This is a genomic window from Pseudomonas sp. H3_E07, from assembly GCF_054668895.1.
Genome location: NZ_CP162795.1, coordinates 2,483,784 through 2,495,760 on the forward strand (window position 1 = coordinate 2,483,784; position 11,977 = coordinate 2,495,760).

Consider the following 11,977-nt stretch of genomic DNA (forward strand, 5'->3'; position numbering starts at 1 on the left):
GCGCATGACTCTCATGACTCCACCCCTTCCGCGTAGACCCCGCTGGCGCAGCCTCGCCTTGTTGGCGTTGTGCCTGGCACCGCTGCTGTGGCCGCTGGAGCACCTGGCCGAGCGCTATTACCGCAGCGAGTTGGCCGGGCAGAACCGCCAGACCCTCGACCTGTACGTGGCCAACCTGCTCGGGACCCTGCACCGCTACGAGGTGCTGCCGCAGATCCTTGGCGACTTGCCGGCTTTGCGCACCGCGCTGGATGCGCCTGGGGTGAGCACCAACCTGGTCAACGCCAACCTGCTGCTCAAGGACGTCGCCGCCCAGGCCGGGGTGGAGGTGATGTACCTGATGGACACCACCGGCAAGACACTGGCTGCATCCAACTGGGATAAACAGGACAGCTTCGTCGGGCGTAATTTCTCGTTCCGGCCGTATTTCAGCGAAGCCATGGCCGGGCGCCTAGGGCGGTTCTTCGGCTTGGGCACCACCTCCGCCAAGCGCGGTTACTTCTTTGCCGCCGCCGTGCGCGATGGCGATACGATCATCGGCGTGCTGGTGGTCAAGGTCGACCTGGACCACACCGAAAGCCTGTGGGGTAACACCCCGGAGCAACTGCTGGTCACCGACCATAACGGTGTGGTGATCCTGACGTCGCGCCCACAATGGCGATTCCGCGCCACCCGGCCGCTGACCGCCGAAGAACGCCGGGCCATCATCGCCATCCAGCCCTACCCGACCCGCGACCCGCAACCACTGAGCCTGAGCAACACCGCCTGGTTGCGCCAATCCACAGCCATCGCCGAGACCGGCTGGAACGTGGAAATCCTCGCACCACGCTCGCTGATCAGCCGTCCGGTGCGCACGGTGGTGGCAGTCGGCGGCGCGACGCTGCTGGTGTTGATGCTGCTGCTGGGCTTGATGATGCAACGTCGCCGCCATTACCTGGAACGCATTGCGTTCGAAGCCAAGGCCCGTCGCGAGCTGGAAGCGCGAGTGGTCGAGCGGACCAGTGACCTCGAAGGCCTCAACCGGCGCCTGAAGCAGGAAGTGCTGGAGCGCGAACACGCGCAGCAGGAACTGGTGCGTGCCCAGGATGACCTGGTGCAGGCGGGCAAATTGTCGGCGCTGGGCACCATGTCGGCAAGCATCAGCCATGAACTCAACCAGCCCCTGGCGGCGATTCGCAGCTATGCAGAGAACGCTGAAATCCTGCTCGACCATGAGCGCACCACGGATGCGCGGGGCAACCTCAAGCTGATCAGCGAACTGACCGGACGCATGGCCTCGATCATCGCCCACCTGCGCGCCTTTGCCCGTCGCGATCGCCATGCGCCCGAGAGCGTCGCCCTGCAACCGGCGCTGGACGATGCCCTGGCACTGCTGGCCAAGCGGCGGCGGTCGATGGAGGTGGAGCTGGTCCGTGACTTGCCCGAAGCCACCCTCTGGGTACAGGCGGGCGAAACCCGTTTGCGCCAGGTTCTGGGCAACCTGCTGGCCAACGCCCTCGACGCCCTCACCGAAAAAGGTCCGCCGCGCAAACTGTGGCTGAGTGCCGAAACCACCGATCAGGGCGTCAACCTGTACATTCGCGACAACGGCCCGGGCTTTTGCATGGAAGCCCTGGGCCGCGCCAGCGAGCCGTTCTACACCACCAAGACGCGCACCCAGGGCCTGGGGTTGGGGCTGGCGATCTGCGACACTCTGATGCGTGCCTTTGGCGGCGAACTGCTGTTTGCCAACCACAAGGAAGGCGGTGCGCTGTTAACCTTGAAATTGCGTGCCGGTGCGCCGGGCGTCAGTCTGCAACCGTCCGAGGACCGCAGTGTATGAGTATCGATAACCAGATTCAGGTGGTGTTGATCGACGATGATCCACACCTGCGTCAGGCGCTGTGCCAGACCCTGGACCTGGCCGGGCTGAACGTCCTGACCCTGGGCGAAGCCACCGGCCTCACTGCGCGCCTGTCGCGGGACTGGCCGGGCGTGGTGGTCAGCGACATCCGCATGCCCGGCATGGACGGCCTGGAGCTGCTCGCCGAGCTGCACGGGCAGGACCCGGAGTTGCCGGTGCTGCTGATCACCGGCCACGGCGATGTGCCGCTGGCGGTGCAGGCCATGCGCGCCGGGGCCTATGACTTCCTGGAAAAACCTTTCGCCAGCGACGCCCTGCTCGACAGTGTGCGCCGCGCCCTGGCCCTGCGCCGCCTGGTGCTGGACAACCGCAGCCTGCGCCTGGCCCTTAGCGACCGTCAGCAGTTGAGCACGCGACTGGTGGGCCACTCGCCGCAAATGCTGCGCCTGCGCGAGCAGATCGGCGCGCTGGCCGCGACCCGGGCTGACGTGCTGATCCTCGGCGAAACCGGCGCCGGCAAAGAGGTGGTCGCCCGCGCGCTGCACGATTTGTCGAGCCGCCGTAGCGGGCCTTTTGTGGCAATCAACGCCGGGGCACTGGCCGAGTCGGTCGTGGAGAGCGAACTGTTCGGCCATGAGCCGGGCGCCTTTACCGGCGCGCAGAAACGCCGTATCGGCAAGTTCGAATTCGCCAACGGCGGCACCTTGTTCCTCGATGAAATCGAAAGCATGAGCCTGGATGTTCAGGTCAAACTCTTGCGTCTGTTGCAGGAGCGCGTGGTGGAACGCCTGGGCGGCAATCAGCTGATCCCACTGGATATCCGCATCATCGCCGCCACCAAGGAAGACCTGCGCCAGTCCGCCGACCAGGGCCGCTTCCGTGCCGACCTGTATTACCGCCTCAACGTGGCGCCGCTGCGCATTCCACCCCTGCGCGAGCGCGGCGAAGATGCGTTGATGCTGTTCCAGCACTTCGCCGACGAAGCCAGCAGCCGCCACGGCCTGCCGCTGCATGAACTGCAACCGGGGCAGCGCGCGCTGTTATTGCGCCATAGCTGGCCGGGCAATGTGCGCGAATTGCAGAACGCGGCAGAGCGCTTTGCCCTGGGCCTGGAACTGGCGCTGGATAACACGCCGGACAATCCATCAGCTGGCACCCTGACCCCTACGCCCGGTGGCTTGAGCGAGCAAGTCGAGCAGTTCGAAAAAAGCCTGATTGCCGCCGAGCTGACCCGCCCCCACAGCTCCATGCGCAGCCTCGCGGAAGCCCTGGGCGTCCCGCGCAAGACCCTGCACGACAAGCTACGCAAGCATGGCCTGAACTTCGCCAACCAAAGCAGCGACGACGAATGACAGCCCCCACCCGCCAAGAGGCCCCCATGAGCCGCGACAGCCGTTACCTGGAATCCATCCTTCACCACGACATCCCCCTCACACGGGACATGGGCCTCAAGGTGCTCGACTGGACACAGGGGCAGTTGGAACTGCATCTGCCCTTGCAAGCCAACATCAATCACAAGAGCACCATGTTCGGCGGTAGCCTGTATTGCGGCGCGGTACTGGCGGGCTGGGGCTGGCTGCACTTGCAGTTGCGTGAAGAAGGGATTGAAGACGGGCATATCGTGATCCAGGAAGGCCAGATCAGTTACCCGTTGCCGGTTACGCGGGATGCGACGGTGGTGTGCCCGTCGCCGGAGGAAAAGGTGTGGAAGCGGTTTGTGGCGACGTACAAGCGCTATGGCCGCGCGCGGCTGACGCTGCAGACGTGGGTTGTGAATGAGGGCAGTGAAGCGCGAGCAGTCGTTTTCACCGGCCAATACGTCCTGCACCGCTAAAAGCTCCGGCACCGCCCACTGTAGGAGCGAGCTTGCTCGCGAAAAACCTGAGAGCGCCGCGATCAACCAGGGTCACTGCGTTATCGTTGACGATTTTCGCGAGCAAGCTCGCGCCTACACAAGGCGTCAGGAACGGGCGAGGGTCAGCAATCGCTCGCGCCATGCGGCTTTGGCCGGCAACGCTAAAAAGAACGGGTTCAACAACGATGCCCGCGCCGGGTAGCTGAACGGCTCACCGCTCAATTCCAGCACTTCCCCTCCTGCGCCTTCCAGCACACCCTGAGCCGCGGCCGTGTCCCACTGCGAGGTCGGCGCCAGGCGCGGATAGCAATCCGCACTGCCCTCGGCCAACAGGCAGAACTTCAGCGAGCTGCCGATATTCGCCAACTTCAACGCGCCCAGGCCTTCACTCAAGCCGTCCAACAGACGCTCCTGCTCCGGGCTGGTATGCCGGCGACTCGCGACCACGGTAAACGACTCGCCCGCTGCTGGCGCCTCGCGCACTTGAATCTGCTTGGGTGCTTCATTCACATCGGAGCGCCAGGCGCCCAGGCCCGCACCACCGAAGTAGCAACGCCCATTGGTGGGCATCGACACCACGCCAAACACCACGCGTCCTTGTTCGATCAACGCGATGTTCACGGTAAATTCTTCGCTGCCGGAGATAAACTCCTTGGTACCGTCCAACGGGTCCACCAGCCACCAGCGCTGCCAGCCGGCGCGCACGTTCTGGTCGATGTCGGCGTCTTCCTCGGACAGCACCGGAATGCTGGGGTCCAGTGCGGTCAGGCCCGCCAGGATCAAGTGATGGGCGGCCAAATCCGCTGCCGTCACCGGCGAATCATCGGCTTTGGAGGTGACGGCCACGTCGGCACGCCAGAACGGCAATATCACTTCACCAGCCTGACGAGCCAGTTCGATCACAGGGGCAATAAACGGGTGGCCTAAAAAAAGTTCGCTCATGCGGTAAACGCTCCACGCTGGGTCAACAGGTCTCGTACCAGGTACAGCGCGGCCAGGGCACGGCCTTCGCTGAATTGCTCGTTCTGCGCGAGCATCGACAGCTCGCGCAGATTGACCCGGTCCACACGCATCGGCTCAGGTTCATCGCCTTCCAGGCGCTCTTCATAAAGATCGGTGGCCAATACCACCTGGATTTTCTGGCTCATGTAGCCAGGCGACAGCGACAGTTCGGTGAGGTGTTCCAACTGACGTGCGCCGTAACCAGCCTCTTCCTTGAGTTCCCGGTCTGCCGCCGCCAATACGTCTTCGCCGGGTTCGATCAAGCCCTTGGGCAAGGACAATTCGTATTCGTCGGTGCCGCCGCAGTACTCTTCCACCAGCAACGCATGGTCTGCGTCGATCATTGCTACGATCATCACTGCGCCGTAACCGGCACCGCGACCCACGAGGCGCTCGTAGGTCCGCTCGACGCCATTGGAAAAGCGCAGTTGCACTTCCTCCACGCGGAACAAACGGCTACTGGCGACTATTTCGCGGGCGAGGACGGTGGGTTTCTGGCGCATAAGCGGCTCCTTGGCGTGATCGGGTTACTATACCGTGGCTTTTCCGATTGTCTGTGTCGGATATCTTTACTTACATGAGAACGCCCCATGCCCTCTTTGCCCTGGCACGCCATCGACACTGTCCTGCTGGACATGGACGGCACCCTGCTCGACCTGCATTACGACAACCACTTCTGGATGGAACACCTGCCCCAGCGATACGCCGAACTGCACGGGGTAAGCCGGGCGATGGCCGAGATGGAGCTGCAGCCGCTGTTCGAGCGTAACGCCGGACAGTTGCAATGGTATTGCCTGGATTTCTGGAGCGCAGAACTGAAGATCCCGGTGCGCGAACTCAAACTGGAAACCGCCCACCTCATCGCCCTGCGCCCGGATGCCGACACCTTCCTGGCGGCAATCAAACAGGCCGGCAAGCGTGTGATTCTGATCACCAACGCTCATCGTGATTCGCTGTCATTGAAGTTGGAACGCATTGAACTGGCGCCGCATTTCGAACGGTTGATCAGCTCCCACGATTACGGTTTCGCCAAGGAACACCCGCAGTTCTGGGACGCCCTGCAAGCCGACCTCCGCTTCGACCCGGCCCGCACCCTGTTTATCGACGATACCCTGCCCATCCTGCGCAGTGCCCAGGCATTTGGCGTGGGGCATTTGCTGGCGGTGAAAGAACCGGATAGCAAGAAGGGGCCTAAAGACACCGCAGAATTCGCGGCAGTCGGGGATTACAGAGAACTCATCGCCGGACTCTGAACGCCAAGTGGGAGAAGATCTCTGTGGGAGCCGGGCTTGCCCGCGATGCAGGCACCGCGGTGTTTAGCTCAAACCGAGGCGATGCTATCGCGGGCAAGCCCGGCTCCCACACAAACCCGCGCCCACATTGACGCCTTCGTATTACTTGGGAATACGCAGCGTCTGGCCTGGATAGATCTTGTCCGGATGGGACAAAAGCGGCTTGTTCGCCTCAAAAATCTTGTTATACAGATTAGCGTTACCGTACACCGAGAGAGAAATAGCGCTCAGCGTGTCACCCTTTTTCACGACGACAAAAGTCGCAGCCTCGACAGCCGGCCCCGTTACAGTGATCTGATCATCCACACTGGCCACACCGGCAATATTGCCCAGCGCCAGCAAAATCTTCTCTTTCTCCTCCTGAGTGGCGACTTCACCGGTCACGGTCACCTTGTCGCCATCCACTGTGGTCTGCACGTTCGGATTACCCAGACCCACCTTGGACACGTGATCTTTCAACTGCTCACTGGCGTTCGCATTACCCGGCGTCAACAGGTCGACAATCTTTTCGCCGGCTTCCTTGATAAAGCTGAAAATACTCATAGTGCGCTCTCCTTGGTTTTTGATTTCCAGATGCCCAAGACTAGACCAGTCCTGTGGATTTGGGTTCCGACCCGGCCAAAGATCCAAACGCGCTAGAATCCCCCCGCCATTGGAATAAGACCTGGAGCGAAGATGGACATCAAACAGCTGAAATTCCTCATCGCCCTCGACGATACCCGTCACTTCGGCCAAGCGGCGGCGCGTTGCCACATTACCCAACCGACCCTGTCGATGCGCTTGCGTAACCTTGAGGAGGAGCTTGATCTGCCACTGGTCAATCGCGGCCAGCGCTTCGAAGGCTTTACCGCACCCGGTGAGCGGGTGCTGGCGTGGGCACGCACAGTGCTGGCGGCGTATGACGGCCTGCAGGCCGAAGCCGCGGCTTGTCGCGGCAACCTGGTGGGGACGTTGCGCCTGGGCGTGGTGCCGCTGTCGAGTTTCGATCCCTTGGCATTAATGCAGCAGTTGCATAAAGAACACCCAAGCCTGCGCTTTGAGCTCTCGGCGCTCAGTTCGGAGCAGATCCTTGAACAACTGGCGAGTAACCGGCTGGACCTGGGCGTGTCTTATCTGGAACGGCTGGATAACGAACGCTTCGACTCGCTGGCCTTGGGCGAAACCCGCATGGGCCTGCTCTACGACCAGCGCTTCTTCACTTTCGGCGACACGCCGTTGAGCTGGGAAGCGTTGATCAAGCTGCCGCTGGGCATGCTCACCAGTGGCATGCACTTTCGCCAGTCCATCGATCACAACTTCCACAGCCGTGGGCTCATCCCGCAACCGTTGTTACAGACCGATGCCGTCCATCAGTTGCTACAAGCGGTACACGGCGGACTGTGTTGCGCGGTAATGCCGCTGGATGGGGGCCTGGATGCACTCACCGAGCACTTGCGCCTGCAACCGATCGAAGACGCCCACACCCTCGCGCGCCTGGGGCTGATCATGCGTCGCAGCGCCCCGCGTTCAGCACTGGCCGAGGCGTGTTTCGCGCTGTATCAGAAATCGCAAATCCAATCTTGATCGACGTCATCTATCGGTAGATCAATACTGGCAATTAGACGCGACGCTTTGTCGCGCCTAGTCTAACCACTGATCAATCCGCCGGTGGTACTGCCCCATGAACGCCAAGCGTCCTGTCTGCGCGGCGCCCGCTCTCGAAACGCCAGCGCCCGTCGCCAGCCACAGCTACCAGTATTGCAATCTCGAACACACTGAATCTGCCAGCACAGCCTTGGCGGAAGAAGTGGCGTTGGCGATCGCCTACAACGACATCAGCCAAGCGGTGATGTTGGTGACGCCGACGGACCTGGAAGACTTCATTGTTGGCTTCAGCATCGGTAGCGGCATTATCGCCGACGTTAGCGACATTTATGACCTGAAACTCAGCGGCTCGGGCTCTGCCCAATATGCTCAGGTGCAAATCTCCAGCCGCGCCTTCTGGAACCTCAAGCAGCAGCGCCGCCAGTTAGCCGGCACCAGTGGCTGTGGCTTGTGCGGCGTGGAAGCCGTTGAGCAGGCCCTGCCAGACCTTCAGGTATTGCCCGGTGCGCCCTTGCCGCCCGCCGAGTGGCTCGATGGCCTGCGCCAACGCATCAGTGCCTTTCAACCCCTGGGCCAATACAGCGGCGCTGTGCATGCGGCGCTGTTCATGAACGGCCAGGGCGAATTGCTGATGGGCCGCGAAGATATCGGCCGACACAACGCGCTGGACAAGTTGATCGGCGCGTTGATCCGCCAAAAAATTCCGACCGAAGGCGGCCTGGCGATTGTGACAAGTCGTTGCAGCCTGGAGTTGATCCAGAAAGTCCTGCGCGCTGGCATCCAGACGCTGGTCAGCCTGTCGTCGCCCACCGGCCTGGCCCTGCAATGGGCCCGCCGGCATAACCTCAATCTCATCCACCTGCCGCAGAAAAGTGCGCCGCGGGTCTACAGCCCTGCGATGGAGAACCAGCCATGAGCCAGCACCACCAAGCCGACCAAACCCCGACCCCGCGCTACAAGCCCTACAAGGGCCCGGCCGGCGGCTGGGGCGCACTGATCAGCGTGGCGCAGGCCTGGCTGACCAGCGACAACGCGCTGAAAAACCTGCGCATGATGCTCAAGACCAACCAGAACGGCGGCTTTGACTGCCCGGGCTGCGCCTGGGGTGACTCGCCGGAAAGCGGCATGGTCAAGTTCTGCGAAAACGGCGCCAAGGCGGTCAACTGGGAAGCCACCAAACGCCGCGTGGATGGTGCATTCTTCGCCAAGAACAGCGTCACCGCCTTGCTGGAGCAGAGCGACTACTGGCTGGAATATCAGGGCCGCCTGACCGAGCCGATGCGCTACGACGCCGAAACCGACCGCTACAAGCCCATCAGTTGGGAGGCAGCCTTCGACCTGGTCGGCAAACATCTCAACGCCCTGCCCAGCCCGGACATGGCCGAGTTCTACACATCGGGCCGTGCCAGCAACGAAGCAGCGTACTTGTACCAGCTGTTCGTGCGCGCCTACGGCACCAACAACTTCCCGGACTGCTCGAACATGTGCCACGAAGCCAGCGGCGTTGCCCTGGCGCAAAGCGTGGGCGTCGGCAAAGGCACCGTGACCTTTGATGACTTCGAACACGCCGATGCGATTTTCGTCTGGGGCCAGAACCCCGGCACCAACCACCCGCGCATGCTCGAACCGTTGCGTGAAGCGGTCAAGCGTGGCGCCCAGGTGGTGTGCATCAACCCGCTGAAAGAGCGCGGCCTGGAGCGCTTCCAGCACCCGCAACACCCGCTGGAAATGCTCACCAACGGCGACAAACCGACCAACACCGCCTACTTCCGCCCGGCGCTGGGTGGCGACATGGCGATCCTGCGCGGCATGGCCAAGTTCCTGCTGCTGTGGGAACGCCAGGCCCAGGCCGAAGGCAAAGAGGCCGTGTTCGATCACGACTTCCTCAACGAACACACCACCAACGTGCTGGATTACCTGGGCAAGATCGACGACACCTCTTGGGAAGAAATCGTCGAGCAGTCCGGTTTGACCCTGGTCGAGATCGAGCAAGCGGCGCGCATGTACGCCAAAGGCAAGAACGTGATCATGTGCTGGGCGATGGGCATCACCCAGCACCGCCACTCGGTGCCGACCATCCAGGAAATCGCCAACCTGATGCTGCTGCGCGGCAACATCGGCCGCCCAGGCGCCGGCTTGTGCCCAGTGCGTGGCCACAGCAACGTACAGGGCGACCGCACCATGGGCATCAACGAACGTCCGCCCGTAGCGTTTCTTGACGCCCTGGAGCGCCGCTTCCAGTTCCAGGTGCCACGTGTCAACGGCCACAACGTGGTCGAAGCGATTCACGCCATGCTCGAAGGCCGCGCTAAAGTATTTATCGGCCTGGGCGGCAACTTCGCCCAAGCCACGCCGGACAGCCCGCGCACCTTCGAAGCACTGCGCAATTGCGACCTGACGGTGCAGATCAGCACCAAACTCAACCGCAGCCACCTGATGCACGGCAAAGACGCGCTGATCCTGCCGTGCCTGGGCCGTACCGACATCGACATCCAGGCCGAAGGCCCGCAAGCGGTGACGGTGGAAGACTCGTTCAGCATGGTCCACGGTTCCAACGGCCAGTTGCAGCCGCTGTCGAAGCTGATGAAATCCGAGCCGGCTATCCTGGCCGGTATCGCTGCCGCCACCCTGGGCACTAAGCCAGTGGATTGGAACTGGCTGGTGGCCGACTACAGCCGCATCCGCGACCTGATCGCCGACACCATCCCCGGCTTCAAGGATTTCAACGAGAAGATCAAGCATCCGGGCGGCTTCTACCTGGGCAACTCCGCCGGTGCACGCCGCTGGAACACGCCATCGGGTCGCGCCAGCTTCCGCCCGAACATCCTGCCCAAGGACTTGATCCACGAACGCACCCACGCGACGGGCAAGGTGCCGGACCTGATCATGCAATCGATGCGCTCCCACGATCAGTACAACACCACCATCTATGGCCTGGACGACCGCTACCGTGGGGTCAAGGGTCAGCGTGACGTGCTGTTCGTCAACGAAGCCGACATCATCCGCCTAGGTTTCAAGCCGGGGCAGAAGGCCGACATCGTGTCGCTGTGGGAAGACGGTCGCGAGCGCCGCGTGAAGGGCTTTACCTTGCTGGCGTTTGATATTCCGGCTGGGCAGGCTGCAGCCTACTACCCGGAAGTGAACCCGCTGGTGCCGCTGGAAAGCACGGGGGATGGCAGCCATACGCCGACGTCGAAGTTCGTGGCGATCCGCTTGGAAGCGGCGAGCGACAATGGGCTGATCATGGCGCGCTCTGCATAAATCTCCGGGCACAAAAAAGGCCGCTTTTGCATAAAAAGCGGCCTTTCCGAAGTAGTTAAAGACTCACTAAATCGACTTAAGTTCCCTAGCCAAAACAGTAACTTAGAGAATTGTGTACAACTCGTGTTACTGGTCGGATTTCTATTGTCACCTTCTCGATACAGCCTCAGGATCGCGCCGTCATCCTCTTGAGGTCTCCCCTAATGAAGTTCTCCTCGATTCTCTTGTTGTCCCTTGGCCTGGTCAGTGGCGCAGCCATGGCCGGTGGCACCACCGAAGCCGGTGTGGGCGGCGCATTGGGCGGGGTTCTAGGCTCGGTTGTCGGCCAGCAGATCGGCGGCAACACCGGCTCGACCATCGGCGCCGCCCTGGGCGGCGCAGGCGGCAGCGCGGTGGGTGCGGACAAACGCAGCCGTGGTGAAGCCGCCATTGGCGGCGCTCTGGGCGCGGCGGGCGGCAACGTGGTAGGCCGCAGTGTCGGCGGCAGCACCGGTGCACTGATCGGTTCGGCGGCCGGCGGTGGTGCAGGTGGCGCGCTGGGTAACTACATGGGCAACAAGAGCGATGACGATGATCGTCGTTCGCGTGGCCGTGATGGTCGTCGTTACGACCGTGATGACCATCCGGGCCGCGGCCATGCCTATGGTCATCGCAAGAACAAGCATCACTACCGTCACCGGTAAGGGCTGAGGGTGTAGGCGTTCGCGCCTACACCACTAACCGCTGCAACGCCTCGCGCAACATCCCCGGAATCGTCACCGGCTGGTTCGAACCCCGATCCACAAACACATGCACGAAGCGCCCCGCCGCACAGGCCTCGTCTTCGCCAGCCTTGAACACTGCCAATTCGTACTGCACTGAACTATTACCCAGTTTGCCCACCCGCAAGCCGATTTCAATGCGTTCGGGAAAGGCGATCGACGCGAAATAATCACACGCCGAACTCACCACGAATCCCACCACCTCACCGTCATGAATATCCAGACCACCTTGCTCGATCAGGTAGGTATTCACCGCCGTGTCGAAGAAACTGTAGTAGGTCACGTTGTTCACATGACCATACACATCGTTGTCGTGCCAGCGCGTAATGATCGGCTGGAAGTGCAGGTAATCGGCGCGTTGAGGCACTGAGTCGGGCAT

General features: G+C 62.1%; 12 protein-coding genes. 8 read left to right on the forward strand and 4 right to left on the reverse strand.

Translation table 11 applies throughout. The features are described from left to right. Positions 1-13: 13 nt before the first annotated feature. The 3 genes from AB4O08_RS11245 to AB4O08_RS11255 are packed head-to-tail and all read left to right on the forward strand — an operon-like array spanning position 14 to position 3,677. Positions 14-1,822, forward strand: coding sequence for a sensor histidine kinase (locus tag AB4O08_RS11245; protein ID WP_021492341.1), 1,809 nt, complete (start codon positions 14-16; stop codon positions 1,820-1,822). After that, entirely contained in the window at positions 1,819-3,195 is a 1,377-nt protein-coding gene (locus tag AB4O08_RS11250) for a sigma-54-dependent transcriptional regulator (RefSeq protein WP_305378110.1), read from the forward strand. Before AB4O08_RS11245 ends, AB4O08_RS11250 begins: the two co-directional genes overlap by 4 nt. Positions 3,196-3,221: 26 nt before the next feature. Beyond that, positions 3,222-3,677: a YiiD C-terminal domain-containing protein gene (locus tag AB4O08_RS11255; RefSeq protein WP_021492342.1), complete on the forward strand. Its 456-nt coding sequence runs from the start codon at positions 3,222-3,224 to the stop codon at positions 3,675-3,677. A gap of 126 nt (positions 3,678-3,803) precedes the next feature. On the opposite strand, the gene cysQ is transcribed toward AB4O08_RS11255, so the two are convergent. Then, positions 3,804-4,640, reverse strand: coding sequence for a 3'(2'),5'-bisphosphate nucleotidase CysQ (cysQ, locus tag AB4O08_RS11260; protein WP_010214052.1), 837 nt, complete (start codon positions 4,638-4,640; stop codon positions 3,804-3,806). Beyond that, a complete protein-coding gene (gene nudE / locus AB4O08_RS11265) occupies positions 4,637-5,203 on the reverse strand; it encodes an ADP compounds hydrolase NudE (RefSeq protein WP_010214054.1) in 567 nt (188 codons plus the stop codon). The genes cysQ and nudE overlap by 4 nt, the downstream gene beginning before the upstream one ends. Positions 5,204-5,290: 87 nt before the next feature. On the opposite strand from nudE, the gene yrfG reads away from it, so the two are divergent. Then, positions 5,291-5,953, forward strand: a complete 663-nt coding sequence (gene yrfG, locus AB4O08_RS11270; protein WP_010214058.1) for a GMP/IMP nucleotidase — start codon at positions 5,291-5,293, stop codon at positions 5,951-5,953. 141 nt (positions 5,954-6,094) lie between these two features. Here the strand turns inward: yrfG and lysM are convergent, their stop codons facing one another. Then, positions 6,095-6,535, reverse strand: a complete 441-nt coding sequence (gene lysM, locus AB4O08_RS11275; protein ID WP_010214059.1) for a peptidoglycan-binding protein LysM — start codon at positions 6,533-6,535, stop codon at positions 6,095-6,097. 132 nt (positions 6,536-6,667) lie between these two features. On the opposite strand from lysM, the gene AB4O08_RS11280 reads away from it, so the two are divergent. The 4 genes from AB4O08_RS11280 (at position 6,668) to AB4O08_RS11295 (ending at position 11,520) form a co-directional block, all read left to right on the forward strand. Beyond that, on the forward strand, positions 6,668-7,555 hold the full coding sequence (locus AB4O08_RS11280; RefSeq protein ID WP_460114127.1) for a LysR family transcriptional regulator: 888 nt from the start codon (positions 6,668-6,670) through the stop codon (positions 7,553-7,555). A 97-nt stretch (positions 7,556-7,652) separates the two neighbouring features. Next, entirely contained in the window at positions 7,653-8,492 is an 840-nt protein-coding gene (fdhD, locus tag AB4O08_RS11285) for a formate dehydrogenase accessory sulfurtransferase FdhD (RefSeq protein WP_010214062.1), read from the forward strand. Next, positions 8,489-10,837: an FdhF/YdeP family oxidoreductase gene (locus tag AB4O08_RS11290; RefSeq protein WP_010214065.1), complete on the forward strand. Its 2,349-nt coding sequence runs from the start codon at positions 8,489-8,491 to the stop codon at positions 10,835-10,837. Before fdhD ends, AB4O08_RS11290 begins: the two co-directional genes overlap by 4 nt. Before the next feature lie 203 nt (positions 10,838-11,040). After that, entirely contained in the window at positions 11,041-11,520 is a 480-nt protein-coding gene (locus AB4O08_RS11295) for a glycine zipper domain-containing protein (RefSeq protein ID WP_010214066.1), read from the forward strand. Positions 11,521-11,545: 25 nt separating this feature from the next. Here the strand turns inward: AB4O08_RS11295 and AB4O08_RS11300 are convergent, their stop codons facing one another. Further along, positions 11,546-11,977, reverse strand: coding sequence for an acyl-CoA thioesterase (locus tag AB4O08_RS11300; RefSeq protein ID WP_010214067.1), 432 nt, complete (start codon positions 11,975-11,977; stop codon positions 11,546-11,548).

What these genes read in the sequence shown, in the direction of transcription:
- AB4O08_RS11250 (WP_305378110.1), top strand. Translation starts at nt 1,819, where the DNA reads ATGAGTATCGATAACCAGATTCAGGTGGTGTTGATCGACGATGATCCA.
- AB4O08_RS11300 (WP_010214067.1), bottom strand. Translation starts at nt 11,977, where the DNA reads ATGCCCGACTCAGTGCCTCAACGCGCCGATTACCTGCACTTCCAGCCG.
- AB4O08_RS11280 (WP_460114127.1), top strand. Translation starts at nt 6,668, where the DNA reads ATGGACATCAAACAGCTGAAATTCCTCATCGCCCTCGACGATACCCGT.
- AB4O08_RS11245 (WP_021492341.1), top strand. Translation starts at nt 14, where the DNA reads ATGACTCCACCCCTTCCGCGTAGACCCCGCTGGCGCAGCCTCGCCTTG.
- AB4O08_RS11255 (WP_021492342.1), top strand. Translation starts at nt 3,222, where the DNA reads ATGAGCCGCGACAGCCGTTACCTGGAATCCATCCTTCACCACGACATC.
- nudE (WP_010214054.1), bottom strand. Translation starts at nt 5,203, where the DNA reads ATGCGCCAGAAACCCACCGTCCTCGCCCGCGAAATAGTCGCCAGTAGC.
- AB4O08_RS11290 (WP_010214065.1), top strand. Translation starts at nt 8,489, where the DNA reads ATGAGCCAGCACCACCAAGCCGACCAAACCCCGACCCCGCGCTACAAG.
- AB4O08_RS11295 (WP_010214066.1), top strand. Translation starts at nt 11,041, where the DNA reads ATGAAGTTCTCCTCGATTCTCTTGTTGTCCCTTGGCCTGGTCAGTGGC.
- cysQ (WP_010214052.1), bottom strand. Translation starts at nt 4,640, where the DNA reads ATGAGCGAACTTTTTTTAGGCCACCCGTTTATTGCCCCTGTGATCGAA.
- yrfG (WP_010214058.1), top strand. Translation starts at nt 5,291, where the DNA reads ATGCCCTCTTTGCCCTGGCACGCCATCGACACTGTCCTGCTGGACATG.
- lysM (WP_010214059.1), bottom strand. Translation starts at nt 6,535, where the DNA reads ATGAGTATTTTCAGCTTTATCAAGGAAGCCGGCGAAAAGATTGTCGAC.
- fdhD (WP_010214062.1), top strand. Translation starts at nt 7,653, where the DNA reads ATGAACGCCAAGCGTCCTGTCTGCGCGGCGCCCGCTCTCGAAACGCCA.